Origin of the sequence: Phaeovulum sp. W22_SRMD_FR3 (assembly GCF_052113705.1) — a bacterium.
Taxonomy (GTDB): Bacteria; Pseudomonadota; Alphaproteobacteria; order Rhodobacterales; family Rhodobacteraceae; genus JBGQOG01.
In genome coordinates this window covers 134,953-159,968 of the sequence record NZ_JBGQOG010000001.1, presented here as the reverse complement: position 1 = coordinate 159,968, position 25,016 = coordinate 134,953, and the positions used below count along the sequence as shown (strand labels likewise).

The window sequence follows — 25,016 nt, the reverse complement described above, 5'->3', positions numbered from 1 at the left end:
GAAGACCGGACCGGGGGCGCCCGCTCCCGATCGCGGGGAGGGGAAGTGCTGAGATGTTCAAGAAGATCCTGATCGCCAACCGCGGCGAGATTGCCTGCCGCGTGATCAAGACCGCCCGCAAGATGGGCATTCAGACGGTGGCGGTCTATTCCGACGCCGACCGCAATGCGCTGCATGTCAAAATGGCCGATGAAGCGGTGCATATCGGGGCCTCTCCCGCCAACCAATCCTATATCGTGATCGACAAGATCATGGATGCGATCCGCCAGACCGGCGCCGAAGCGGTGCATCCGGGCTATGGCTTCCTCTCCGAGAACATGAAATTCGCCGAGGCGCTGGAGGCCGAAGGCGTGGTTTTCATCGGCCCCCCCTCCGGCGCAATCGAGGCGATGGGCGACAAGATCACCTCGAAAAAACTGGCGCAGGAGGCCGGGGTCTCGACGGTGCCGGGCTATATGGGCCTGATCGCCGATGCCGAAGAGGCGGTGAAAATCTCCAATCAGGTCGGCTATCCGGTGATGATCAAGGCCAGCGCCGGTGGCGGTGGCAAGGGGATGCGCATCGCCTGGAACGATACCGAAGCGCGCGAGGGGTTTTCCTCCTCCAAGAACGAGGCGGCCAACAGCTTTGGCGATGACCGCATCTTCATCGAGAAATTCGTGACGCAGCCGCGCCATATTGAAATTCAGGTGCTGGCCGACAAGCTCGGCAACACGGTGTATCTGCATGAGCGTGAATGCTCGATCCAGCGCCGCAACCAGAAGGTCATCGAAGAGGCGCCGAGCCCCTTCCTCGATGCGGCGACCCGCAAGGCGATGGGCGAACAGGCCTGCGCTTTGGCGAAAGCGGTGGGCTATACCAGCGCCGGGACCGTGGAATTCATCGTCGACGGCGACCGCAATTTCTATTTCCTCGAAATGAACACCCGTCTGCAGGTGGAACATCCGGTGACCGAGTTGATCACCGGCGTCGATCTGGTTGAGCAGATGATCCGCGTGGCGGCGGGCGAGGCATTGCCCTTCGCGCAGGAGGATCTGAAGATCAACGGCTGGGCGATGGAAAGCCGCCTCTATGCCGAGGATCCCTATCGCAACTTCCTGCCCTCCATCGGCCGTCTCAGCCGCTATCGGCCGCCGGTTGAGGGGGAAACCGAACGCGGTGGCATCGTGCGCAACGACACCGGCGTCTTTGAGGGCGGCGAGATCAGCATGTATTACGACCCGATGATCGCCAAGCTCTGCACCTGGGCGCCGACGCGTCTGGAGGCGATTGAGGAGATGCGGCTGGCGCTCGACACGTTCGAGGTCGAGGGGATCGGCCATAACCTGCCCTTCGTCGGCGCGGTGATGGACCATCCGCGCTTTGTGTCGGGCAATATAACGACCGCGTTCATTGCCGAGGAATACCCGGAGGGTTTCCTGGGCGCGAGCTTGGATGAGGCGCTGTTGCAGCGCATCGCGGCGGCGACGGCGGCGATGAACCGCGTGGCCGAGATCCGGCGCAGCCGCATCTCGGGCCGTCTCGGCAATCATGAGCGGCATGTGGGCGACGATTGGGTCGTGACGCTGCAAGGCACGGAATTCGCGCTGAAAATCGCGGCGGATCCGGAGGGGGCCACGGTGACCTTCGCCGGTGGCACCGCGATGCGGGTCACCTCGGATTGGGTGCCGGGGCAAAGCCTCGCGCGGCTGATGGTGGCGGATGAGCCCTTGGTGCTCAAGGCCGACAAGATCCCTTCGGGCTTCCGCATCCGCGCGCGCGGCGCCGATCTCAAAGTGCATGTGCGCAGCCCGCGTCAGGCGGAACTGGCGCGGCTGATGCCCGAGAAACTGCCGCCCGACACGTCGAAATATCTGCTTTGCCCGATGCCCGGCCTGATCGTCGCGGTGAATGTGGCACCGGGTGATGAGGTGCAGGAGGGGCAGGCGCTGGCCACGGTCGAGGCGATGAAGATGGAAAACATCCTGCGCGCCGAGCGCAAGGGCGTGGTGAAATCTGTCTCGGCGGTGCCGGGCGCCAGCCTGCGGGTCGATGATGTGATCATGGAGTTTGAATGATCCGCCATCACCACATCCGGGGCTAGGGCATGGAGATCATCCTGCATATCGGCGCGCATCGCACCGGCTCGACAGCGCTGGAACGCTGTCTGTCGGACAATGCCGAGGTACTGCGCGCCGAGGGCACGGCGATCTGGGGCCCGACCCGGATGCGGTCCTTGTTGAATTTCGACAAGGCGATGTCGCTGCGCGCCGCGATGCGCGCAAAAGACCCGGAGGCGACCGCCGCCTGGACGACCCTGCGCGCCGCTTTTGCGCAGGAACTGGCGGCGGAAGCCGATGCAGGGATCACCAAGCTTCTGATTTCTGAGGAAAACATGCTGGGCACGATGCGCAGCAATCTTCTGGAAGGCCGCCTTTATGCCAATGCCCGGCGCAATCTGGCGGCCTATGCGGCGCTCTTGCCGCACAAGCCGGTGCGGATCGGCATTGGCATTCGCGACTATGCCGCCTATTGGCTCTCGGCCTATGCCTATGTGATCAGCCGCACCCATGCCGCCCCGATCCCCGATCTGGCGGAACTGGCCCCGGCGCTCGCCGACTGCCGCCGCAGCTGGACCAAGGTGCTGGCGTCGGTCAGCGAGGTGTTTCCGCAGGCCGAGCGTTTCGTCTGGCGGGTCGAGGAGCTGCGCGGGCGTCCGCTCGAGGTGGCCTGCCAGCTGATCGGCCGCGAAAACGGCACCGATGGTCTGCGGCCTTTGGAAAAATCGGTGAACGCCAGCCGCCTGCGGCCCGCCGATATTCCGGCCTTCCGCGCGCTGCGCCTCGCGCATCCCGATTGGTCGCTGCGCCAGTTGCGCCGCGCGCTGCCCGCAGACCCCGCGCCGCGCGACTGGTTCACCGAGCGCGAGACGGAGGCGATGCAGCTGCGCTTTGCCTTCGATCTGTTGCAACTGGCCGATGATACCGGGGGCACCCGTCTGATCGGGGAGGCGGCGGCATGAGCGCGCGCTTGTCCGCCTCCGCTCAGGGCAGGGCGCGGAGTTCCTCGCGCCGGATCGGCATCTTGTCGATGGCCCGGCCGATTTCGCGCACATCCCAGGGGACCGGCTTGCGCAGGGCGATCTGGCCGTCCTTTTCGATGATCACCAGCGAAAATCCGTGCGGATGCAGCCGCTTGCGCAACGGACCATTGGCCTTCGGATCAGTGTCGGTCAGCAAGACCACATCCCGCGCGGCGAGGTCCGGCCAGCGCTCGGCCAACATGCCCATCTGTTCTTTGAACGCGGGCACCTCCGGGCTGTCGGCAAAGATGATCAGCGGGCGCGCCACCCAGAGAAAGGCGTCCAGATCAACGCTCGCGCCGTCCAGCGGCGCAAAGGCAGGCTCGGTCGGCGGTGCCGTCTCGGTGGCCGGGCTGGTCAGGGCGCCGGTCGGGGCGGGCAAATCCGCACCGGCCCGCTCGACATCTGCCTGCATCTCGCTCGCGATCCCGATGGTCTCGGCGCGCACGCTGTCCGCCGCCAACGACGGCCCTGCCGCGAGCACAGCCCAGATGCCCAGTCCGATACCCCAATGTCGCATGACCCGCCTTTTCTCTGTTCCACCCCATCATATAGGCACGATGACGCCTGTCGGCGAGGGGCAGACCCGAAAACGCCGCGACAGTTCGCTGTCTGCCTCGGCCTCTGGCCGACCCACCCCGATGCAAGGATTCCGCCAATGACCCACAATCCGACGAAACCGCTACCCGCCGATTGGTCCGCGCTCGCGCAAAAAGAGCTGCGCGACCGTCCGCTGGACAGCCTCACCTGGGACACGCTGGAGGGGATCGCGGTCAAGCCGCTCTACACCGAGGCTGATACCGCCGATCTGCCGCATATGGGCGGGGTGCCGGGGCAGGCGCCCTTTACCCGTGGCGTGCGTGCCACGATGTATGCGGGCCGCCCCTGGACCATCCGGCAATATGCGGGCTTTTCCACCGCCGAGGCGTCAAACGCCTTTTACCGCAAGGCCTTGGCGGCGGGACAGCAGGGGGTTTCCGTGGCCTTCGATCTGGCGACGCACCGCGGCTATGACAGTGACCATCCCCGGGTTGAGGGCGATGTCGGCAAGGCGGGTGTCGCCATCGACTCTGTCGAGGATATGAAAATCCTGTTTGACGGCATCCCGCTGGAGAAGGTCTCGGTCTCGATGACGATGAACGGCGCGGTGATCCCGATTCTGGCCAATTTCATCGTGACCGGCGAGGAGCAGGGGGTGGACCGCGCCCTGCTGTCCGGCACGATCCAGAACGATATCCTCAAGGAATTCATGGTGCGCAACACCTATGTGTACCCGCCGGAACCCTCGATGCGGATCATTGCGGATATCATCGAATATACCGCCGCTGAGATGCCAAAGTTCAACTCGATCTCGATTTCGGGCTATCACATGCAGGAGGCGGGCGCGAACCTCGTGCAGGAGCTGGCCTATACATTGGCCGATGGCCGCGAATATGTCCGCACCGCGATTGCGCGCGGGATGGATGTGGACGCCTTTGCGGGACGGCTGTCGTTCTTTTTCGCCATCGGCATGAACATCTTCATGGAGGCGGCCAAGCTGCGCGCGGCGCGGATGCTTTGGCACCGGATCATGACGGAATTTGGCGCGAAAAAGCCGGGCAGCCTGATGCTGCGCACGCATTGCCAGACCTCGGGCGTCAGCCTGCAAGAGCAGGACCCCTATAACAACGTGGTCCGCACCGCCTATGAGGCGCTGGCGGCAGCTTTGGGCGGCACGCAGTCGCTGCACACCAATGCGCTTGACGAGGCAATCGCGCTGCCCACCGATTTCTCGGCCCGGATCGCGCGGAACACCCAGTTGATTTTGCAGGAAGAAACCGGGGTGACCAAGGTGGTCGATCCCTTGGCGGGGTCCTATTACGTCGAAAGCCTGACGGCGGAGCTGGCGGAAAAAGCCTGGGCGCTGATCGAAGAGGTTGAGGAGATGGGGGGCATGACCAAGGCCGTTGCCTCGGGCCTGCCGAAACTGCGGATCGAGGAATCGGCGGCGCGGCGGCAGGCGATGATCGACCGCGGCGAAGAGGTGATCGTCGGCGTCAACAAATACCGGCTGGCGCAGGAAGATCCGATCGACATTCTCGACATCGACAATGTGGCGGTGCGCGACAGCCAGATCGCCCGGCTGCGGGCGATGCGTGCCGCCCGGGATGAGGCCGCCTGTCAGGCGGCGCTCGACGAACTCACCCGCCGTGCGGGCGAGGGGGGTAACCTGCTCGACGCGGCGGTGGCAGCCGCCCGCGCCCGGGCCTCAGTGGGGGAGATTTCATCTGCGATGGAAAAGGTATTCGGCCGCCACCGGGCGGAGGTGAAGACCCTCGCCGGGGTTTACGGCGCCGCGTATGAGGGGGATGCGGGCTTTGCGCAGATCCAGCAGGATGTCGAAAAATTCGCCGAGGAAGAGGGGCGCCGCCCGCGGATGCTGGTGGTGAAAATGGGGCAGGACGGACATGACCGCGGCGCCAAGGTCATTGCCACCGCCTTTGCCGATATCGGTTTTGACGTCGATGTCGGCCCGCTGTTCCAGACGCCGGAAGAGGCGGCGCAGGATGCCATCGACAATGACGTGCATGTCATCGGCATCTCCAGCCAGGCGGCGGGGCACAAGACCCTCGCGCCCAAGCTGATCGCGGCCTTGCAGGCGCAGGGGGCGGGCGAGATTCTGGTGATCTGCGGCGGCGTGATCCCGCAGCAGGATTATGATTTCCTGAAAGCCGCCGGGGTGAAGGCGATCTTTGGTCCGGGCACCAATATCCCCGCCGCCGCGCGCGATATTCTGGAACTGATCCGCGCCGCGCGGAAATAATCCGATCTGGCGCGGGGGCTCCCCCGCGCCGCGCCGGACTTTGGCCCCGCGTCGCAGGTGGCGAACGCCGCTTCCGGCGCGCTTTTCGGGGCCCGGGTTGCCCATTTTTCAACCTTGCCGCAGCGCATCACCTCCGGCAAGGTTTGCTGCCCCACCGATCCCCTTGCCCCCCGCGCAACCGCCCGTCATCATGGCGGAAATCTTGCCCGGAGCCGCAATGACACCCCCCCTGATCCGCCCCGTCACCCCCGCTGATTTCGCCGCCGTCATGGCCTTTTGGAATCCGATGATCCGCGAGACCACGGTGACCTTTTCCAGCGAGGAAAAGACCCCTGAAACCCTGACCGAAATGGTCACTGCCCGCCGCGCCGCGGGCCATGAGTTTTTCGTGGCAGAGCGGGCGGGGGTGGTGCTCGGTCTCGCCACCTATGCGCAGTTTCGCGGCGGCAATGGCTATACCCATGCGATGGAGCATACGATCATTCTGTCGCCCGCCGCCCATGGTCAGGGTGTGGGGCGCGCCCTGATGCGGGCGGTTGAGGATCACGCCCGCGCGGCGGGGGCGCATGTGATGATCGCCGGGGTCTCGGCCGAGAATGACGCGGGCGTCGCCTTCCACGCGGCGCTGGGCTATGTCGAGACCGGGCGGATGCCGGAGCTGGGGCGCAAATTCGGCCGCTGGCTGGGCCTGGTGCTCATGCAAAAGTCATTGTGACACGCTGACATTTCGCGCCGCAGCGTTTATGCTGGCTCCATGTCGATCTGGACCCGCATTTCCGAAGCCATTGCCGCCCTTGCCCGGGGCGAGGGGCTGTCGGTTGCCTTTGAACGGCTGAAGGGCGCGCCGGAACGCTCGGTCGCCTTTACCATCGCGGTGATCGCGCTCGGGGCCAAGATGGCCAAGGCCGATGGCGCGGTGACGCGGGCCGAGGTCGCGGCCTTCCGGCAGGTGTTCACCATCCCGCCCGGCGAAGAGGCGCATGCCGCCCGCGTCTTCAATCTGGCGCGCACCGATGTGGCGGGTTTTGACGCCTGGGCCGCACGGATTGCGGCGATGTTCGGCCCGGGGGCCGAGGTGCTCAAGGATGTGTTGGAGGGGCTGTTCACCATCGCGATGGCGGATGGCAGCTACCACGCCGCCGAGGATGAGTTTCTGGCCGAAGTGGCGCGGATTTTCGGCCTGAGCGACCGGTGCTTCCGCGCCATCCGCGCCCGGCATGTGCCCGAGGCCGTGCCCGATCCGCATGAAGTTCTGGGCGTGCCGGAGAATGCGCCGCTTGAGGAAATCCGCGCCGCCTGGCGGGCGGGGGTGCGCGAAAGCCACCCCGACCGGCTGATGGCACGGGGACTGCCACCCGAGGCGATCAAGATGGCCGAGGGGCGTCTGATGGCGTTGAACCGCGCCTGGGAAGAAATCCAGCACCAGCACGCCGCCTGACATGCATCTGCGGATCGCCAGCTATAATGTGGAGTGGTTCAACAGTCTCTTTGATCGTGACGGGCGGATGCAGCCCGATCTGGAGCCCTCGGCCCGCTATGGCGTGACGCGCGAAGAGCAGCTGGGCGCGCTGGGGGTGGTGTTCACCGCGCTTGATGCGGATGTGGTGATGATCATCGAAGCGCCCGACACCCGCCGCAACCGCCGTACCACCGATATGCTCGAGCGGTTCGCGGCGCATTTCGGTCTGCGCGCGCGGGTGGCGGTGCTGGGATTTGCCAATGAGACCCAGCAAGAGATCGCGGCGCTTTACGATCCCGACCGCGTGACACTGATCCATGATCCGCATGACGATGCTGTGCCGCGCTTTGACGGGCGCTATGAGATTGACCTCGACACCGATGGCACGCCGGACAAGGTGCGATTTTCCAAGCCGCCGCTGGAGCTGGCGCTGACCACGGCCGAGGGGCACCGGCTGCGGCTGATTGGGGTGCATGTGAAATCCAAAGCGCCGCATGGGGCGACATCGCCCGCCGCTGAGATCCGGCTGGCGATTGAAAACCGCCGCAAGCAGCAGGCGCAATGCCTCTGGCTGCGCGCCCGGATCGAGGCGGATCTGGCGGCGGGGGATGACCTCTTGGTGATGGGCGATTTCAACGACGGCCCCGGCCTCGACGAATACGAGGAACTCTTTGGCCGCTCCGGGCTCGAAATTGTGCTCGGCGTCGGCGGCCCGCCTGAATTGCGCCTGCAGGAACCCTTTGCCACCGCCGCCCTGCGCCATCCGACCGCCGCCGCCCCGGTCTCGGCACGGTTCTGGCTGGCGGACGCGCATCAGTATTTCTCGGCGCTCCTGGATTACATCATGCTGGCGCCTTCGCTCTGCGCCGCCGATCCGCGCTGGCGCATCTGGCATCCCTTCGATGACCCCGCCTGTTACCGTGTGCCGGAGCTGCGCGAGGCGCTCTTGCAGGCCTCGGACCATTTCCCGGTGACCGTGGATCTGAACCTGCCGGCGGTTTCCACAGCGCCCGCCCTGCATGCCGGGTGATATTTCCGGCGTTCTGCCCTATATTGGGGGTATGAGCCATCGCATCACCCCTTTTCTGATCGCGCTTCCCCTGGTTTTCGCCATGGGCAGCCTTGCCTTGGGCGAGCGCGCGCCGGGCCCGTCCCCCGATGCCGCGCCCGAGGCCATTTTGCCCGAGGCTGCCGCGCCCGAGGAGGGGCCCGGCCTGATGGAACGCGGTGCCCGCATGCTGATGCAGGGCCTCTTGGAAGAGGTGGGGCCGCAACTGGGCGAGATGCGCGATGGCATGGGCGAGGCAATGCGCGAGGCGGGCCCCGCGATCCGGGATTTTCTCGCGATGATCGACGATCTGCGCAATTACGACGCGCCGGTGATGCTGCCGAATGGCGATATCCTGCTGCCGCGCCGGGCAGGGGCACCGCCGCCGCCCACACCGCACGCGCCCGCCTTGCCGGAAGAAACCGGGCCGGACGGCGAGATCGAACTTTAGCCGATCGTGCTCCGCTCGCCGGGGCGCAGCACCACCGGCTGCGATTTCAGCGCCGCCGCCAGCGACAGGAACCGCGCCTCGGCCACCTCGCCAAACAGCCCCTCGCCCAAAGCGGTCAGCCGCAGTTGCAGGATCTTTTTCTTCGGGAAAAACTTCAGCGCCCCGGCCTCTTCCGGGCTTTCCACCGCGAACATGGCACCAAAGCGCATCGCCTTGCCCAGAACCTCGGCGCTCTGGATCTTTTTGTCATCCAGCAGCCGGAACAGGGGCTCCATCGGGCTGCCCGCACGCGAATTCTTGTAGCGGTGCAGCAGCGACAGCCCCAGAAACACCCGCTCCTCATGCGAGAGCGCGGCCATATTCGCCCGCGTCACATTGTCAAAGCAGCTTTCCGCCCGATAATCCGGATGCGCCCGCCAGGTGGTGTCGTGCAAGAGGCAGGCCGCCCGCACCAGCCGCAGTTTCTCGGGCGTGGCGGTGGTGTAGAGCGGCAGCAGGAAGGTATAGAGCTTTTTGCCAAAGCCCGGAATCCGCGACAAAGTGCGCTCCAGGCTGCGGCAGGCCTCGATCATCGGGTCGCGTTTGCGCAGCCGGTCCGGCATCTGTTCATAAAGCAGTCCCTCGCGGATGCCATAAGAGGAAACCGCCACCTCATGCGGGTGAAAGGTGTGCATCAGCTCGCGCAGCACCAGGCTGGCCAGCGGCACCAGCTCCATCCGCGCGACCGAAAGGCCGGTGCGCGCCCGCAGGGCCATGATGTCATTCTCGGCGATCCAGTTCACCGTTTGCGCCACGCTTTGCGGCCCCATCCGGTATTCGTGCAGCACGGTCATCGGATAGCCGCGCCGCTCCATGTCCAACCGCGCAATGGCGCGCCAACTGCCGCCCACCAGATAGATCCGCTCATGGCCCAGCCCGATCTCTTCGGCCAGCCCGGCCATGATCTTGCGGATATGCGCGATCAGCCCGGCTTTGCCGCCCGGCACCTGTTGCAGCCGGAACGGCCCCAGAGGCGAGCTGACACGGGCCCCCACCTCGCCGTTGCGCACAATCGCCAGCTCCATCGAGTTGCCGCCGATGTCGCAGACAAGGCCGTCCGCCTCGGGCCAGCCAAGCAGCACCCCCTGCGCCGAGAGCCGCGCCTCTTCCGGGCCATCGACCACCCAGAGATGCAAGCCGGTGGTGCGCTCCACCTCTTCCTGAAAGGCCGGGCCATCCTCGGCCTCGCGCACGGCGGCGGTGGCCACGCAGGAAAGGGAATCGATCCCCATCCCCTTGGCCAGCAGCGCGAACCGTTTCAGCGCCGCCAGCGCGCGGATCTTGCCCTGCGGGTTCAGCCGTCCGGTCTCGGCCAGGTTCTGCCCCAGCCCCGCCATCACCTTTTCGTTGTAGAAATAGGCCGGGCTGCGCGCCGCCCCGTCAAAGACCACAAACCGCACCGAGTTGGAGCCGACATCGACCACCCCCACCCGGCTGAGCGCGCGGGCGGAGGGGTCGTCGAACAGAGGGCGGCCAAAGGGCTCGTGGTCATCGGGGCGCATGTCGATCATCAGCGGGTCCTTTTGGTCTTTCAGAAGGTGCCCGCCGCCGGAACGGCGCGGGCCGTCGGGGTCAGTCTTGGCTGTGGGCAAGGGCGGGCACATCGCGCGCCCCGGCCGAACCCCGGCCCGAAAGCGAGGGGTTTTCCATGAAGAAACGGTGGCAGTTGAACAGATCCTGCTTGTCCTCGGGCAGATAGCGGATGTAGCGGCCATCGGGCTGCAGGATCCAGCTTTGCGCCTCATCGGCCAGGTTCGCCGCCATGATCTGGCTGACGATCTGCGCCTTGACGGTGGGGTTGTTGATCTCGATCAGCGTCTCCACCCGCCGCGTCAGATTGCGCCCCATCCAGTCGGCGGAGGAGATGAACACCCGCTCTTTCTTGGAGGGCAGATTGTGGCCATTGCCAAAGACCACGATGCGCGAATGCTCAAGGAATCGGCCCACGATGCTTTTGACGCGGATGTTCTCGCTCAGTCCCTTGATGCCGGGGCGCAGCCCGCAGATGCCGCGCAGCACGAGGTTGATCTTTACCCCCGCCTGACTGGCGGCATAAAGCGCGTCGATGACATCGGGGTCGATCAGGCTGTTCATCTTGGCCCAGATCTCGCCGGGGCGCCCGGCGCGGACATGCTCCGCTTCCTCGCCGATCATCTTGATCAGGTTGGATTTCAGATCAATCGGCGCAATCGACAGGTTCTCCAGCCCCTCGGGTTGCACATAGCCCGAGAGATAGTTGAACACTTTGGTCGCATCGCGGCCCAAAGCGGCATCGCAGGTGAAAAAGCTCAGATCGGTGTAAATCCGCGCGGTGATCGGGTGGTAATTGCCGGTGCCGTAATGGGTATAGGTCACCAACTGATCGCCCTCGCGCCGCACCACGGTCGAGATTTTCGCGTGGGTCTTGTAGTTGATGAAGCCATAGACGACATGCGCCCCCGCCCGCTCCAGCCTGCGCGACTGGCGGATGTTGGCGGCCTCGTCAAAGCGCGCCTTCAGCTCGACGAGGGCGGTCACCGACTTGCCGCTTTCCGCCGCCTCGCAGAGCGCCGAGACGATCGGGCTGTCGCGGCTGGTGCGGTAGAGCGTCTGCTTGATCGCCAGCACGTTCGGATCGCGCGCCGCCTGATCGAGGAAGCGGATCACCATGTCGAAGGTTTCATAGGGGTGGTGCAGCAGCATGTCTTTTTGCCGGATGGCCGCGAACATGTCGCCGTCATGGTCCTGTACCCGCTCGGGCACCCGCGGGGTGAAGGGCGGCCAGAGCAGATCGGGGCGCGACGACAGCACCAGCTCCTTCAGATCCGCGACGCCGACCAGACCGCGCACCTCGATCACCTCATCGGGCGACACGTCGAGTTCTTCCATCACCAGCTTGCGCAGCCCCTCGGGCGCGCCGGCGGTGACTTTCATCCGGATCACCTGCCCGCGGCGGCGGCGCTTCAGCGCGGTTTCAAACTCGCGCACCAGATCTTCGGCCTCATCCTCGACCTCAAGGTCGCTGTCGCGCAGCACCCGGAAGGCGCAATGGCCGGTGTCCTTGTAGCCGGGGAAGAGCGAGTTCAGATGCAAGAGCAGCAGCTCTTCCATCGGCAGGAACCGCGCTTCGCCCGGCAGGCGGATGAAGCGGTCGATCTGCTGCGGGATCGGCAAGAGCGCCTTCAGCGGCCGCGCGTCCGTCGCGCGCTCCAGCGCCAGCGCCAGACAAAAGCCGGTGTTGGGAATGAAGGGGAACGGGTGCGCCGGGTCTATGGCCAAAGGCGAGAGCACCGGGAAGACCTTGTTCAGGAAGTGATCGCGTAGAAAGGTCTTGTCGCGGACGGTGAGTTTCGAGCGGGTGAGGATGGTGATCCCCGCTGCCTCCATCTCGCGCTTCAGCTTGGTCCAGACGATCTGTTGCGTCTGCATCAGCCGGCGGGCATCGGCGTTAATCTGCACCAGCTGCTGCGCCGGGGTCAGCCCGTCCTGGCTGATCGCGGAATTCCCCTCGCGCACCAATTCGCGCAGCCCCGCCACGCGGACGGTGTAAAATTCATCAAGGTTGGTGGCCGAGATCGACAGGAAGCGCAGCCGCTCCAGCAGCGGCACCCGCGGGTTGCGCGCCTCATCCACCACGCGCCAGTTGAAAGCGAGCCAGCTGAGCTCGCGGTTGAACAGACGCTGGGGCCCCTGCGTCACCTCTTTGGGAAGCGAGACCGCATTGGGGAAGGGGGCGTTGAGGAAATCAGCTTGCGTCATAGGGGGTTAATCGTCCGGACAAAGGGTATTCAACTATTCTGCGGTTTTCGGGCTGTGCTGTCCAGAAAGCCGTGGCGGGTGGCGCGCGCCGTTCCGCCGCCGCTAGGGCGCGGGCTCGGGCGGGTCGAGCTGTCCCAGCACCTCAGCGGCGAGCGCGCGGGTGATCGGCCCGCGCTTTTGCAAGGCGCGGGCATCGAGGGCGGCGACAATGGCGCGGGCGGCGGCCATCGAGCGGTCCATCCGCGCCACCAGCCAGGGGATCAGCGTGCCGGGCACCACCAGCTGCCGGTCGGCGAAATGTTTGACCAGAACGGCTGACAGCAGAGCATCATCGGGCGCGTCAATCCGGGCGGTGGCGGCGGCCTGCATCCGGCTGGCCAGATCGGGCAGCGCCAACCCCCAATCGCGCGGCGCGGCGGTGGCGGTCATCAGCAAGAGGCCGCGCGCCTCGGCCATCAGATTGTGCAAATGAAACAGCGCCTCTTCCGCCGCAGGGGTGCCAGCGGCGCGATGCGCATCCTCGATCACCACCGCCCCGGCGCGGGCCAGTTCCGGCACCACGGCATTGGTCAGCGTTTCGGCGGCACGGACGGGGGCGGCGCGCGGCCCCGCCCAAACCTGCGCCAGATGCGTCTTGCCCGCACCCTCCGGGCCGATCAGCACCAGCTTGCCCAGAGGCCAGGCCTCCGGCGCATCCAGCGTCGCCAGCGCCAGCGCGTTCGAGGGGGCAACGAAGAAATCCTCGCGCCCCAGTGCCGCCCGCACCGGCAGATTGAACGTCAGCTGTTGCGCGCTCACGGGGTTTCACGACCCTCTGTGGCGGGGGGATGCGCCCCCTCGGGCAGGATCAGCCCCGGCGTTTCCAGCCCGTGATAGAGGCGGCTGTCGAGATATTGGTCCAGTCCGAAACGGACCAGGACGCCGATCACCGCCGCCACCGGCACCGCGACCAGCATGCCCACAAAGCCAAAGATCGAGCCAAAGGCCGAAAGGGCAAAGATCAGCCACAAAGGGTGCAGCCCGACGGAAGAGCCCACCAGCTTCGGGGTGATCACATTGCCCTCCAGAAACTGGCCAACGGCAAAAATCCCGGCGACGATGCCGATGGACACCCAGTCGCCCCAGAACTGAAACAGCGCCAGCCCGATGGCCAGCACCCCGCCCAAAAGCGCACCGACATAGGGAATGAAGGTCACCCCGCCCGCAATCGCGCCCACCACAAGGCCGAAGTTCAGCCCTGCGAGCATCAGCGTGCTGGCGTAAAACGCCCCGAGGATCAGACAGACCGAGACCTGCCCGCGCACGAAACCCGAGAGCACGCGGTCAATCTCGCGCGCGAGATGGCGGATGGTAGGGGCATGGTCGCGCGGCAACCAGCCGTCGATCCGCGCCACGATCCGGTCCCAGTCGAGCAGCATGTAAAACGCCACCACCGGCACCACGACCACGAAAATCAGCGCGTTCAGCACCGAAATCGCCGAGGACAGGAGGCCGGTCGCCAATTCGCCGCCCCGCGCCTTGATCGCCTCGCCAAGGCTGGCCAAAGTGTCGCGCACGACCGAACCTTCGACCATGATCGAGGGGAAATGGCTTTCGAGGAAGCTTTGCAGCCGGGTGGCAATATCGGGGGCGGTGGCCACCAGCTGCGACAACTGCCGGATCAGGGTGGGCAGAATGGCCAGACCGGCAATCACAAAGATCGCGGCGGCCAAGAGCGCGATCAGCGCGGTGGCGGCAATGCGGCTCAGCCCCAGACGTTCAAGCCGGTCGGCGACAGGGTCCATGAAATAGGCAATCGCCCCGCCCATGAGGAAGGGCAGCAGGACATTGCCAAGGCCCCAAAGGACGATCAGCAGCACCACGACGGCGATGCCCCAATAGCTCAGCTGATGCCGGACTGGCAGTGCCATCCTTACCCCCATGAAAACTGGCGCCACCATCGCCCAATCGGGCGGCATTCGCAACCCGATGCCGGGGCGCGCGGGCGGGCTCTTTTGTGGCTGTCGCGGACAGATCCGGCGGGCCCGCGCTGGCGCAGTGCTTGCCTCAAGCCCCTTGATCGCTTAGACGAAAGGCAATCTCGACACCCAAAGGATCCCGCGCAATGCGTCTGACCCGCTACTTTCTTCCCGTGCTGAAAGAAAACCCCGCCGAGGCGCAGATTGTCAGCCACCGGCTGATGCTGCGCGCGGGCATGATCAAACAGCAAGCCGCGGGCATCTATTCCTGGCTGCCGATGGGCTACAAAGTGCTCAAGCGCATCGAGCAGATCGTGCATGAGGAGCAGATCCGTGCCGGTCACATCCCGCTTCTGATGCCGACGCTGCAACCGGCGGACCTCTGGCGCGAAAGCGGCCGCTATGACGATTACGGCCAGGAAATGCTGCGCATCAAGGACCGGCATGACCGCGACATGCTCTTTGGCCCGACCAATGAGGAGATGATCACCGACATCTTCCGCAGCCATGTGAACAGCTACAAGGACCTGCCGCTGACCCTTTACCACATCCAGTGGAAATTCCGCGATGAGGTGCGTCCGCGCTTTGGCGTGATGCGGGGCCGCGAATTCCTGATGAAAGACGGCTACACTTTCGACCTGACCAAGGAAGATGCGCTGCACGCCTATAACCGGCATCTGGTCAGCTATCTGCGCACCTATGAGCGGATGGGCCTGCAAGCGATTCCGATGCGCGCCGATGGCGGCCCGATCGGCGGCGACTATACCCATGAATTCCTTGTGCTGGCGGAAACCGGTGAATCCGAGGTCTTCTATGACAGCGAAGTCACCGATCTGACCTTCGGCGACCGCGTGATCGATTTTGATGACCGCGCGCAGTGTCAGAGCATCCTTGAGGAATTCACCTCGCGCTATGCGCGCACCGATGAAACCCATGATGAGGCGCTGTTCAACGAGATCCCGGAGGAGCGCCGTCGCGTTGCCCGTGGCATCGAAGTCGGGCAGATCTTCTACTTCGGCACCAAATATTCCGAAGCGATGGGTGCGACCGTGGTTACCCCGGATGGCAGCCGCGTGCCGGTGGAAATGGGCTCGCACGGGATCGGCGTCAGCCGTCTTCTCGGCGCGCTGATCGAGGCCAATCACGACGACAAGGGCATCATCTGGCCGGAGGGCGTCACCCCGTTCCATGCCGGGATCGTCAACCTGAAACAGGGCGATGCCGCCACCGATTCCGCCTGCGAGGCGATCTATAAAGCGCTGGTCGCCAAGGGGCTTGAGCCGCTCTATGACGACCGCGATGAGCGGGCAGGGGCGAAATTCGCGACGATGGATCTGATCGGTCTGCCCTGGCGGGTCACCGTCGGCCCGCGCGGTCTGGCCAATAATGTCGTCGAGTTGACCTCGCGCCGCACGGGCGAAAGCGTCGAGATGTCGGCCGAGGCCGCCGTTGAGCGCATCGCGCAGATCTACGCGGATCTGTGATGCGCGGCGTGCTGGGATTTATCGGGGGGCTGGCGGGGGCGATTTCGCTCTCGCAATTCCCGGAATTTTCTCAGCAATATCTGCAACGTCTCGGCGGGCAGCGCGATGCGCTGGCCGCCGTGGTTCAGGCCTTTGACGCTTCGGCGACGGAAAATGGCCTCACGCGCGAGGCGGCGCTGTCTGACCTCTCCGCCAGCCCGTTCCAGCTGGCGCATCAGGCCGATATCCGCGGCACGATTGAGCGGCTGCACCGGGTGGACGCTGACCTGACCCTGCTGCGCGCGGCGGGTCCGCTGGAGCGTCTGGCCCTGCCGCACCGTTTCCGCGACACCGAGACCTTTCAGGCCACCTGGAACGATTTCAAACCCGCCGTGCCGGTCACGCCCGAAGGGCTGATGGCGGGCGGGATCGGGCTGGCCGCGGGTTGGCTCTTGATCAGCCTCTTGCTGGGTCTGATCCTGCGACCCTTTCGCCGCCACGCCTGACAGGGCTTTACCCGATTTTTTCCATCGGATATGGCAGGGCAACCCCAATCTCAGGTGCGCCATGCGTTTCGCCCCCCTTTTGTCCGCTGCTTTGCTGACCGCCCTCGCGCTGCCGGGGGGGGCCGATACCGCGCAGCCCTATGACAGCCCGGCCGCCTGGGGCGAGGCGCTGTTTTTCGACACGGCGCTCTCGGCCAACCGCACGCTCAGCTGTGCCAGTTGCCATGATCCGAACGCGGGTTTTGTCGACCCGCGCGAAACCGCTGCGGGACGGGCCGTCTCGCTGGGCGACAATGGCCAGTCGCTGGGTGACCGCAACGCGCCGAGCGCCGCCTATGCGCGGTTTTCGCCCGCCTTTGGCAAAACGCCGGATGGCAAATGGCGTGGCGGCCAGTTCCACGATGGCCGTGCCGCAGGATTGGCCGAGCAGGCCGGGGGACCGCCGCTGAACCCGATTGAAATGGCCATGCCCGACAAGGCCAGCGTCTCGGCCCGCCTGCGCGAGAACCCGCGCTATGCGCTGATGCTGGACCGCGCCGGGGCGACCACGCCCGAGGCGGATTACGAGGCGATGACCCGCGCGATTGCTGCCTTTGAAGAGACCGACACTTTCGCGCCCTTCACCTCGAAATACGACCGCTACCTGCGCGGCGAGGTGAAACTCAGCGATGAGGAAGAGCTGGGCCGGGTGCTGTTCTTCTCGCAGCAGTTTACAAATTGCAACATGTGCCACCAGTTGCGGGCGGATCCTCTGGCCCGGGATGAGACCTTTTCCAACTATCAATACCACAACATTGGTGTGCCCGCGAACCGGGCCGCGCGGGCCGAGAATGGGATGGCGGATCACATCGACCACGGGCTGCTGGAAAATCCGGCCGTCACCGACCCCGCTGAAGACGGCAAGTTCAAAGTGCCCAGCCTGCGCAATGTCGCGGTGACCGGCCCCTATATGCACAACGGCGTCTTCACCGATCTGCGCACGGTCGTCCTGTTCTACAACAAATACAATTCCCGCGCCGCCGCCCGGCAGATCAACCCCGAGACCGGGGCGCCCTGGGCAGCGCCGGAAGTGCCGGGCACCTTGTCGATGACCGAGCTGGAACACGGTCCCGCGCTCGACGATCAGCGCATTGATGCGCTGGTGGCCTTCCTGAAAACGCTGACCGATGCGCGCTATGAACCGCTGTTGAAAAACTGACCCGCCCCACCGGGGCAACCTTCGGCGTGACCGGGCGGAAAACACTGCATTTTTGATGAGGATTGCGTGATCGGGGCGGGGCCGCGCTTGACCTTTGGGGGGCGGGGCTCCAGTTTGCCCCCGACCTCATGGATGGACCCGATGGCCCGCGCAACCCTGCCGTTTTCCCGTTTCGAATTCCTGATTGCCTGGCGCTATCTGCGCGCCCGCCGCGCCGAAGGCGGGGTGAGCGTGATGACCTGGATCAGCCTGATCGGCATCACCCTGGGCGTGGCCGCGCTGATCATCACTTTGGCCGTGCGGGCAGGGTTCCGGGCGGAGTTTGTGGACACCATTCTGGGGTCCAACGCGCATATCACCGTCTACAAAGCGGCCGAGACCACCCTCGACGGCGCCACCTCCAATCTGATGACCGATTATGAGGACCGCACCGCCAAGATCCGCGCCTTGCCGGGGGTGACCGCCGCCGCGCCGCTGATCCGCGGGCAGGTGATGGTCACCTATAACGACCGCTCGAATGTGGCCGAGGTTTACGGCATCGCGCCCGCGGATCTGGCGAGCATCCCGCGCGTGGTGAACCCCGAAACCTCGCTGGGGGAACTGGCCGATTTCCCGCAAGGGATCGCGCTCGGCTCGGGCCTTGCGCGCGAACTTGGGGTGACCCTGGGCGACAAGGTGCGGGTGATGTCGCCGAATGGCGCGCGCACCGCCTTTGGCACCAGCCCGCGGGTAAATGCCTATACCGTCACCTATATTTTCACCGCCGGGCGCTATGACATCGACCGCACGCGCCTTTACATGCCCTTTGACGAAGCGCAGAGCTTTTTCAACCGCGAGGGCGGGGCGGATGAGATCGAGGTGATGGTCAGCGATCCCGAAAAGGTCGATGACTGGACGCTGCCGCTGATGCAGACCGGGGCGGGCACCATGCTCTGGTCCTGGCGGGATTCCTCGGGCAGCTTTTTGCGCGCGCTCGACATGGAGGATAATGTGATGTTCGTCATCCTCTCCGTCCTCGTGCTGATCGCGGCGATGAACATCACCTCCGGGCTGATCATGCTGGTGAAGAACAAGGGCCGCGACATCGGGATTTTGCGCACGATGGGGCTGACGCAGGGCTCGATCCTGCGGGTGTTCTTCCTCTGTGGCGCCTTTACCGGGGTGATTGGCACCATCGCAGGTGTTGCGCTGGGGGCGGCCTTTTCGGAGAACATCTCGCATATCATGGCGTTTCTGAGTTGGGTGAACGGGCGTGATGTCTGGGACCCCTCGGTGCGCGCCATCTATGAACTGCCCGCCGATCTGCGGCTTTATGACGTGGCAAAGGCGGTGGCCTTGTCGCTGGGCCTCTCGCTGATTGTCACGATATTCCCGGCCCGGCGTGCGGCGCGGATGAACCCGGTGGAGGCGTTGCGCTATGAGTGATGTTCTGATCCTGGAGGGCATCCGCAAGGGTTATAACCACGGCACGCCGGGCGAGATCACCGTGCTGGACGGGCTCGACCTGCGGGTGGGCCGGGGCGAAGTCGTGGCGCTGGTGGCCCCCTCGGGCGCCGGGAAATCCACCTTGCTGCATATTGCGGGGCTTTTGGACACGCCGGATGCGGGGCGGGTCGAGATCGGGGGCGAAGATGTGACCGGGCTGAACGATGCCCGCCGCACCGCCACACGCCGCGCCGATCTGGGTTTTGTCTATCAGTTTCACCACCTCTTGCCCGAGTTTTCGGCGCTGGAAAACATCGTGCTGCCGCAACTGGCCGCCGGGGTTTCCCCCCGTGCGGCGGGCGCGCGGGCCGAGGCTTTGCTGACCCGTGTCGGCCTGGCCCATCGGCTCAAGCACCGTCCGGCAGAGATGTCGGGGGGCGAGCAGCAGCGGGTGGCCTTTTGCCGCGCGCTCGCCAATGCGCCAAAGCTGATGCTGGCGGATGAGCCGACGGGCAACCTCGACCCGGCGACCTCGGATCAGGTGTTTTCGGTGCTGATGGAGGTGGTGCGCGAAACCGGGCTTTCGGCGCTGATCGCCACGCATAACATGGAGCTGGCGGGCCGGATGGACCGGGTGGTGCGGCTGGGCGACGGGCGGTTGGGGTAATATCCCCGCCGTCTGGCATGGCCTGACGGGCCAGCGGCGCGGGCGCAAGCCATGGGAAACCCACCCGTCGCGGAGCCGATGCTGAAAACGTCGGGTCAAAAAGACCGCGTCACGCCGATGCTGGCCGAAAGATTGCGGTAGCTGTTGAGCGAAATCGAAGATTTCTGCCGCTCAACGCCAAGCTTCAGCACCGGCGCAAAGCCGCGATAATTCCAGTTTTGGTTGGTCAGTTGCAGCGTGGCCGCCAGTTTGCGGTCCAGGCGCTGCACCCCAAACAAGGGATGCACCCCGTCAAAGGCATTGCGGTCATAGAAAAGATCCAACCCAAGCCGCAATCCGCCCGCGAAGCTGTAATCACCGCCCACGGTCACTCCGGCGGCATGGCCCGCGGCCTGCGCATTGCGGCTGCTGCGGTTCTCAAAGCGCGCGCCCAAACGCAGCATCAGCTGCCCGGAGGCGGCATAGGCCAGCTGCAGGCTGGCGGCATCGCGCAGCACGTCATATCTGCCGGCATTGTAGCGGATGTCCTCATGCTGGCCCTGCACCGAGAGCCGGGTGCGGCTGCCGAGATTGCGCGCATAGCTCAGGCTCAGCCCGGCAGAGCGTGAGTAGACGGCATTGTCGAGCCAGCGCTGCGTGGCAAACAGTTCGGCCGACAACAGCCGCCCGTTGCTGCCATAGCTGAGCAGCGCCGTGTTGGCGCGCAGGATGACGTCGTCGGGCGCATTGCCGTCAAAAATCCGCGCCTGCAGATCGGCGCCGAAACGGGCGCGCAGCCGGTCTGACACCAGCGGCAGCGCCGCCAGCCCGAACCCCAGCTCAACCCCGTTCGCGGGCTGCTGGCGCACCGAGGGCGCAAGGGTGAACACCAGCGCCCCGAGATTGACCGTCTCCGCCGCGGTCCGCCGGGCCGCATTGCTTTCCGGGATCAGCGCAAAGCGAAAATAGCCCTGCCATTGTTTGGGCTTTTGCAGCCTGTCCAGTTCGGTTTGAACACGGGTTTGCAGCTCGGGGGGCAGGCCGGTGCCCTTGACCTGCTCCAGATGATAGCGCGCGCGCTCGGTCTGGTTGCTGCGGATCAGCGCGCTGGCCAGTTCCAGCCGGAAGGTCGGGTTTTGCGGCACTTGCGCGACCAGCCGCGTCAGCGGGGCAACCGCGGCCTGCGCCTGACCTGCGCGCTGATAGGCCACCCCCGTCAGCCAGAGCTTGCGCAGGATCTCGGTGTCGGTGCGGGGGGGAAAGCGGTCCAGAACCGCGAGCGCTTCGGCGGGCTGGCCGTCTTTGATCGCGCGCTCGGCATCATCCAGCGGTGCGGCACTGGCCGCGAGGGGGATCAGCCAGAGCAGGAGAACGCCCATCATGCGCCACATCTTCAACCTCGAACTCAACAGGGTGATGCAAAGTCAGGCGACAGCCGGGGGCCGTCGCCTGGTGCGGGGCAGGGAGCGGTGTTACTGCTGGACGGCGTAGAACGTGCCGCCGATGCCCGCATCAAAGATCTGCGGCGACGGGTTGTTGACGTCGTTGATGCCGCCGGACACGGCGCCGACCATCGCATTGCCCCCGGGACCAAAGAAGCTGCCCCCCATCTGCACCGTCGCATCGCCGACATTGGTGCCGTTGGTCAGCTGGCCGCTCATGTGGAACAGGAAGGCGCCGGTATCGAGGGCGGGGATGTTCTGCCCGGCGATCACCGTGGCCGGGGTGTGCACGCGCGAGATCGAGGCGGGCAGCGCGTCGTCGACCGTCAGCGTGCCGTCAATGGCCACCGAATTGCTGGTCCCGGCTTCGGTCGCCACGATGTTGCTGGCGGTGCCCGAGAACGGGTTGCTGGACTGGCCCTCGGTCCAGGCCACGTCGATGTCGAGATCACCGATGATCTCGGCCATCTGCGGATCAATGTCCGAGCCGAACAGCTCTGCATCGCCGCTGTTCACGCCGACCTTGAACTGGCCCTGGTAATTGCCCGACAGGCTGGTGGGCATGTCCGAGGTGGGCGCGCGTGCGCTCGCGGCGTCAAAGGCGGTTTCATAATCGCCACTGCCATTGCCACCGCCGCCACTGCCCCCGGCCATGCCGCCACCGCCCGAAAGGCACCCCGACAGGCCGGTGGTCAGGCCGACCAGCATCAGAGGGACGAGAATACGTTTGGTTTGCATTTCATTCTCCCAGATCGCGTTTTTGTTAACCACTATTCGTATCGGGCTTTGCGCGGGGGGCGTCTCCCCCCTGTTCAGGGGGGGGATGCGCCCGAAAAAACGGGCTAGGCATATTGCGTGAGTTGGCTAGGCTGAGGCGTGAAACAGGCGGGAGGCGCTCGGTGCCCAGGTATTTTGCCCCAGGTGCAATCTTCTCAGCGGCCGTGGTGTGCAATCTTGCCCTGGCCGTTTGGCTGACCTGGCTTGCGACGGCGCAACCCTGGCTGGGCCTTGACCTTGATGCGCGGGGGAATCAGATCCGGATTGCGCAGGTCGATCCGGCAGGCCCTGTGCCTGCCGCGCTGCAGGGCGCGCAGCTGATCCGTCTGGGCGCCTCCGGCACGGCCGTGGAGGTCACCCCGGTTGATCTGATCGAAGAGCCTGACACGCTCGGCACGGCGGAGCGCCTGGTGGCCTTTTATGCGCGCCAGCAGCAGCTCTTTGCGGTGCTGTCCGGCGAGACGGTCACATTGACCGTCGCTCAGGGAGGGGTGACAGAGCAGGTCGCGGTCACCCCAGCGCCGAAACGGCCGCTTTCGGATCTGCCGGTGAAGTTCTGGGTGCAGATCTTCGTGGCCTTTACCGGGATGATCATCGGCGCCTGGGTCGTGTGTTTGCGGCGCGATGATGCGGCGGCGTGGATGTTTCTGGTGGTCGGGGTCGGGCTTGCCATGGCCTCGGGTGCGGCGTCACTCTACAGCGTGCGCGAGGTGGCGCTGAGTTTGCCGGTGTTTGGCGTGGCCAGCCGGGTCAACAGTGTGGGTGCCCTGCTGTTTGGCGTCGGGATGATCACCCTGTTCCTGATCTATCCGCGCCGGATCGTGCCAAAGCCATTGGTCGTGCTGCCCGCCATCGTGATCGCCCTGTGGTCGGCCTATATGAATCTGGTGGCCTGGCCGCAGCACGCCGGCATGTTGCAGACCGCCACCGCCGCGGAAATGGCGGTCATCTTGCTGACGATTGTGGCGCAGGTGATCGTGAACCGGCGGGATGCGCGCGCGCGCGCCATGCTCGGCTGGCTGGGCCTGTCGGTGGCGCTGGGCGCGGGCGGCTTTGTGCTGACCGTCGTCGTCCCCAATCTTCTGGGCCGCGAGCTGTTGGTTGCGCAGAGCACGGCATTTCTGTTTTTCCTGTTGATTTACGTTGGCTTGGCGCTGGCGGTGCTGCGCTACCGTCTGTTTGACCTTGCAACCTGGTCGCTGAGCATCCTGTTTTACGGCATCGGGGTGGCGCTGCTGTTGCTGCTGGATGCGGCGCTGATCTACGGCCTGTCTCTGGACCGCGCCCCCGCCTTCGGGGTGGCCCTCGCGGCCGTGGGGTTGGTCTATCTGCCGCTGCGCGAGCGGGCCGCGCGCTGGCTGGGGCGTGGTCGCTCGATCCCGGTTGAGGATCTCTATCGCCGCGTCACCGAGATTGCCCATTCCATTGATCCGGTGACACAGGAAGAGCTGCACCGCGCGATGTGGTCTGATCTGTTCAACCCGCTGGCCATCGTCCCGCTGGAGGGGCCGGTCGCGCAGACCACCCTTGCCGACAACGGCGCTGCGCTGATCCTTGGGCATGTTCTGGGCCTTCCGGCGCTGCGGCTGGAATGGGCGGGGCTGGGCGCGCGGCTGTTCTCCTCGGCGGATCTGGCGCGGGCCAAGGCGATCAACGCGGTGATCGACCAGAGCCTGCGGCAACATCAAACCTATCTGGAGGCCGTCACCAGCGAGCGGCGGCGGATCAACCGCGACATGCATGACAATATCGGCGTGCTCCTGCTCAGCGCGCTGCACACGGGGGCGGCAGAGCGCAAGGATCTGCTGATCCGGCAAACCCTGACCGATCTGCGCGAGATCATCTCCAATCCCGATCAGCAAGACTGGCAGCTTGGCCAACTGGTTGCCGATCTGCGCGCCGAGATTGTCGATCACCTCGAGGCCGCCGATATCGCGGTGCGCTGGCATGATGAAGGCCTGCCGAATGTCACCTTGCGGCCCCTGGTGGTGCATACATTGCGGTCATTCCTGCGCGAGGGCACCAGCAACATCGTGCGCCATTCGGGCGCGCGGTCGGTCACGATCACCCTGTCAGCGGCGCCACAGGGGCAGGGGATGCGCTTGTCGATGGCGGACACGGGCCACGGGTTTGACGACAGCACCGTGCGCCCGGGCAACGGGTTCAGGAATCTGGCCGCGCGCGTCCGGCAGGCGGGCGGCACCTTTGATCTGACGAGCACGCCCGCCGGGACCACCATGTCCGCCAGCCTGCCGTTCGGCCAGTCCCAGGCGAGGGCGGCGGAATGAAACAGGTTCTGATCGTTGAGGATATTGCCGAAACCCGGCGCTGGCTGTCACAGATTGTCCGCACGAGCTATCCTGAAGCGCAGATTGCTCTGGCGGACAGCGTGCGGGCAGCCGCTGCCCTGCAGGACCGCTCGTTCGATCTGGCGCTGATTGATCTGGGCCTGCCCGATGGCTCGGGCCTTGATGTCTTGCGGATGATCCACCGGGGGAACGCGGCGGCGATCAAAGTGGTCACCACGGTGATGGGCGATGACGCGAGCATCGTCGCGGCGCTGTCTGCCGGGGCGGACGGATATTTGCTCAAGGAGAATGCCCCCGCACTTCTGGCCCGGCAGCTTGAGCAGCTTTCGACCGGGGCGCCTGCCATTTCCCCCTCGGTGGCGCGGCGGATCATGGAGCATTTCCGCCTGACCGGCCCTGTTGCAGGTGCAGACGCGCAGTTGACGGAGCGCGAGTCGCAGGTGTTGGGGCTGATCGCGCGCGGCCTCAGAAATGTTGAGGTGGCGGCCGAGATGGGCATCGCGGAGACCACGGTGGCGGGCTACATCAAGATTATCTACCGCAAACTGGGCATCGGGTCCCGCGCCGAGGCGGCCTGGCACGCGAACCGGTTGGGGCTTGGCTTTGTCCAGCCGCGGGACGAGGGTGGCTGATGAGGGCGCCCGGGCCACCTCCTGCCACGCTCTCCCCATGCGGCAGCACTGCCCTCACCAT

21 protein-coding genes are annotated in these 25,016 nt (G+C 65.4%); 14 read left to right on the top strand and 7 right to left on the bottom strand.

Features of this window, described 5'->3' with window-relative positions:
- Positions 1–53: 53 nt before the first annotated feature.
- Positions 54–2,057, top strand: coding sequence for an acetyl-CoA carboxylase biotin carboxylase subunit (locus tag ACEN2S_RS00710; RefSeq protein WP_441861051.1), 2,004 nt, complete (start codon positions 54–56; stop codon positions 2,055–2,057).
- 29 nt (positions 2,058–2,086) lie between these two features.
- Positions 2,087–3,001, top strand: a complete 915-nt coding sequence (locus ACEN2S_RS00705; RefSeq protein ID WP_441861048.1) for a hypothetical protein — start codon at positions 2,087–2,089, stop codon at positions 2,999–3,001.
- A gap of 22 nt (positions 3,002–3,023) precedes the next feature.
- Here the strand turns inward: ACEN2S_RS00705 and ACEN2S_RS00700 are convergent, their stop codons facing one another.
- Positions 3,024–3,581: a DUF4174 domain-containing protein gene (locus ACEN2S_RS00700; protein ID WP_441861046.1), complete on the bottom strand. Its 558-nt coding sequence runs from the start codon at positions 3,579–3,581 to the stop codon at positions 3,024–3,026.
- A 138-nt stretch (positions 3,582–3,719) separates the two neighbouring features.
- On the opposite strand from ACEN2S_RS00700, the gene scpA reads away from it, so the two are divergent.
- The 5 genes from scpA (at position 3,720) to ACEN2S_RS00675 (ending at position 8,822) form a co-directional block, all read left to right on the top strand.
- Complete coding sequence (gene scpA / locus ACEN2S_RS00695; protein WP_441861044.1) at positions 3,720–5,864, top strand: methylmalonyl-CoA mutase; 2,145 nt, start codon at positions 3,720–3,722, stop codon at positions 5,862–5,864.
- Between the two features lie 229 nt (positions 5,865–6,093).
- Positions 6,094–6,579, top strand: coding sequence for a GNAT family N-acetyltransferase (locus ACEN2S_RS00690; protein ID WP_441861817.1), 486 nt, complete (start codon positions 6,094–6,096; stop codon positions 6,577–6,579).
- 39 nt (positions 6,580–6,618) lie between these two features.
- A complete protein-coding gene (locus ACEN2S_RS00685) occupies positions 6,619–7,302 on the top strand; it encodes a TerB family tellurite resistance protein (RefSeq protein WP_441861041.1) in 684 nt (227 codons plus the stop codon).
- Position 7,303: 1 nt separating this feature from the next.
- Entirely contained in the window at positions 7,304–8,353 is a 1,050-nt protein-coding gene (locus tag ACEN2S_RS00680) for an endonuclease/exonuclease/phosphatase family protein (RefSeq protein ID WP_441861039.1), read from the top strand.
- 31 nt (positions 8,354–8,384) lie between these two features.
- A complete protein-coding gene (locus tag ACEN2S_RS00675; protein ID WP_441861036.1) occupies positions 8,385–8,822 on the top strand; it encodes a hypothetical protein in 438 nt (145 codons plus the stop codon).
- On the opposite strand, the gene ACEN2S_RS00670 is transcribed toward ACEN2S_RS00675, so the two are convergent.
- The 4 genes from ACEN2S_RS00670 to ACEN2S_RS00655 form a co-directional block, all read right to left on the bottom strand.
- Complete coding sequence (locus ACEN2S_RS00670; RefSeq protein WP_441861033.1) at positions 8,819–10,372, bottom strand: Ppx/GppA family phosphatase; 1,554 nt, start codon at positions 10,370–10,372, stop codon at positions 8,819–8,821. The genes ACEN2S_RS00675 and ACEN2S_RS00670 overlap by 4 nt on opposite strands.
- Positions 10,373–10,433: 61 nt before the next feature.
- Complete coding sequence (locus ACEN2S_RS00665; protein ID WP_441861030.1) at positions 10,434–12,599, bottom strand: RNA degradosome polyphosphate kinase; 2,166 nt, start codon at positions 12,597–12,599, stop codon at positions 10,434–10,436.
- 102 nt (positions 12,600–12,701) lie between these two features.
- Positions 12,702–13,397: a chromosomal replication initiator DnaA gene (locus ACEN2S_RS00660; protein ID WP_441861027.1), complete on the bottom strand. Its 696-nt coding sequence runs from the start codon at positions 13,395–13,397 to the stop codon at positions 12,702–12,704.
- Positions 13,394–14,509, bottom strand: coding sequence for an AI-2E family transporter (locus tag ACEN2S_RS00655; protein ID WP_441861025.1), 1,116 nt, complete (start codon positions 14,507–14,509; stop codon positions 13,394–13,396). Before ACEN2S_RS00655 ends, ACEN2S_RS00660 begins: the two co-directional genes overlap by 4 nt.
- A gap of 194 nt (positions 14,510–14,703) precedes the next feature.
- Here ACEN2S_RS00655 and proS point away from each other — a divergent pair, with 194 nt between their 5' ends.
- From proS to ACEN2S_RS00630, 5 genes are all read left to right on the top strand, one after another.
- The gene (proS, locus tag ACEN2S_RS00650; protein ID WP_441861022.1) at positions 14,704–16,041 is read left to right on the top strand and encodes a proline--tRNA ligase; all 1,338 of its coding nucleotides are present in this window, start codon (positions 14,704–14,706) and stop codon (positions 16,039–16,041) included.
- An 8-nt stretch (positions 16,042–16,049) separates the two neighbouring features.
- Complete coding sequence (locus ACEN2S_RS00645) at positions 16,050–16,526, top strand: DUF2937 family protein (protein ID WP_441861019.1); 477 nt, start codon at positions 16,050–16,052, stop codon at positions 16,524–16,526.
- 61 nt (positions 16,527–16,587) lie between these two features.
- Positions 16,588–17,724: a cytochrome-c peroxidase gene (locus ACEN2S_RS00640; protein ID WP_441861017.1), complete on the top strand. Its 1,137-nt coding sequence runs from the start codon at positions 16,588–16,590 to the stop codon at positions 17,722–17,724.
- A 141-nt stretch (positions 17,725–17,865) separates the two neighbouring features.
- Entirely contained in the window at positions 17,866–19,149 is a 1,284-nt protein-coding gene (locus ACEN2S_RS00635) for a lipoprotein-releasing ABC transporter permease subunit (protein ID WP_441861014.1), read from the top strand.
- Positions 19,142–19,816: an ABC transporter ATP-binding protein gene (locus ACEN2S_RS00630; RefSeq protein ID WP_441861011.1), complete on the top strand. Its 675-nt coding sequence runs from the start codon at positions 19,142–19,144 to the stop codon at positions 19,814–19,816. The genes ACEN2S_RS00635 and ACEN2S_RS00630 overlap by 8 nt, the downstream gene beginning before the upstream one ends.
- Before the next feature lie 95 nt (positions 19,817–19,911).
- Here ACEN2S_RS00630 and ACEN2S_RS00625 read toward each other — a convergent pair whose 3' ends face one another.
- Together ACEN2S_RS00625 and ACEN2S_RS00620 are read right to left on the bottom strand one after the other, a co-directional pair.
- Positions 19,912–21,177 carry a surface lipoprotein assembly modifier gene (locus ACEN2S_RS00625; RefSeq protein ID WP_441861008.1) on the bottom strand — a complete coding sequence of 422 codons (1,266 nt, stop codon included), beginning with the start codon at positions 21,175–21,177 and terminating at the stop codon, positions 19,912–19,914.
- A 90-nt stretch (positions 21,178–21,267) separates the two neighbouring features.
- Positions 21,268–21,975 (bottom strand): hypothetical protein, encoded by a 708-nt coding sequence (locus ACEN2S_RS00620; protein WP_441861005.1) that lies wholly within the window; start codon positions 21,973–21,975, stop codon positions 21,268–21,270.
- A gap of 206 nt (positions 21,976–22,181) precedes the next feature.
- Between ACEN2S_RS00620 and ACEN2S_RS00615 the strand changes: the two genes are divergently transcribed.
- The gene (locus ACEN2S_RS00615; RefSeq protein WP_441861002.1) at positions 22,182–24,302 is read left to right on the top strand and encodes a sensor histidine kinase; all 2,121 of its coding nucleotides are present in this window, start codon (positions 22,182–22,184) and stop codon (positions 24,300–24,302) included.
- Positions 24,299–24,955 (top strand): response regulator, encoded by a 657-nt coding sequence (locus ACEN2S_RS00610; protein WP_441860999.1) that lies wholly within the window; start codon positions 24,299–24,301, stop codon positions 24,953–24,955. The genes ACEN2S_RS00615 and ACEN2S_RS00610 overlap by 4 nt, the downstream gene beginning before the upstream one ends.
- Positions 24,956–25,016: the final 61 nt, after the last annotated feature.

Coding starts and splice junctions, on each gene's coding strand:
- ACEN2S_RS00710 (WP_441861051.1), top strand. CDS start 54: ATGTTCAAGAAGATCCTGATCGCCAACCGCGGCGAGATTGCCTGCCGC.
- ACEN2S_RS00705 (WP_441861048.1), top strand. CDS start 2,087: ATGGAGATCATCCTGCATATCGGCGCGCATCGCACCGGCTCGACAGCG.
- ACEN2S_RS00700 (WP_441861046.1), bottom strand. CDS start 3,581: ATGCGACATTGGGGTATCGGACTGGGCATCTGGGCTGTGCTCGCGGCA.
- scpA (WP_441861044.1), top strand. CDS start 3,720: ATGACCCACAATCCGACGAAACCGCTACCCGCCGATTGGTCCGCGCTC.
- ACEN2S_RS00685 (WP_441861041.1), top strand. CDS start 6,619: ATGTCGATCTGGACCCGCATTTCCGAAGCCATTGCCGCCCTTGCCCGG.
- ACEN2S_RS00680 (WP_441861039.1), top strand. CDS start 7,304: ATGCATCTGCGGATCGCCAGCTATAATGTGGAGTGGTTCAACAGTCTC.
- ACEN2S_RS00675 (WP_441861036.1), top strand. CDS start 8,385: ATGAGCCATCGCATCACCCCTTTTCTGATCGCGCTTCCCCTGGTTTTC.
- ACEN2S_RS00670 (WP_441861033.1), bottom strand. CDS start 10,372: ATGATCGACATGCGCCCCGATGACCACGAGCCCTTTGGCCGCCCTCTG.
- ACEN2S_RS00665 (WP_441861030.1), bottom strand. CDS start 12,599: ATGACGCAAGCTGATTTCCTCAACGCCCCCTTCCCCAATGCGGTCTCG.
- ACEN2S_RS00655 (WP_441861025.1), bottom strand. CDS start 14,509: ATGGCACTGCCAGTCCGGCATCAGCTGAGCTATTGGGGCATCGCCGTC.
- proS (WP_441861022.1), top strand. CDS start 14,704: ATGCGTCTGACCCGCTACTTTCTTCCCGTGCTGAAAGAAAACCCCGCC.
- ACEN2S_RS00640 (WP_441861017.1), top strand. CDS start 16,588: ATGCGTTTCGCCCCCCTTTTGTCCGCTGCTTTGCTGACCGCCCTCGCG.
- ACEN2S_RS00635 (WP_441861014.1), top strand. CDS start 17,866: ATGGCCCGCGCAACCCTGCCGTTTTCCCGTTTCGAATTCCTGATTGCC.
- ACEN2S_RS00630 (WP_441861011.1), top strand. CDS start 19,142: ATGAGTGATGTTCTGATCCTGGAGGGCATCCGCAAGGGTTATAACCAC.
- ACEN2S_RS00625 (WP_441861008.1), bottom strand. CDS start 21,177: ATGATGGGCGTTCTCCTGCTCTGGCTGATCCCCCTCGCGGCCAGTGCC.
- ACEN2S_RS00620 (WP_441861005.1), bottom strand. CDS start 21,975: ATGCAAACCAAACGTATTCTCGTCCCTCTGATGCTGGTCGGCCTGACC.
- ACEN2S_RS00610 (WP_441860999.1), top strand. CDS start 24,299: ATGAAACAGGTTCTGATCGTTGAGGATATTGCCGAAACCCGGCGCTGG.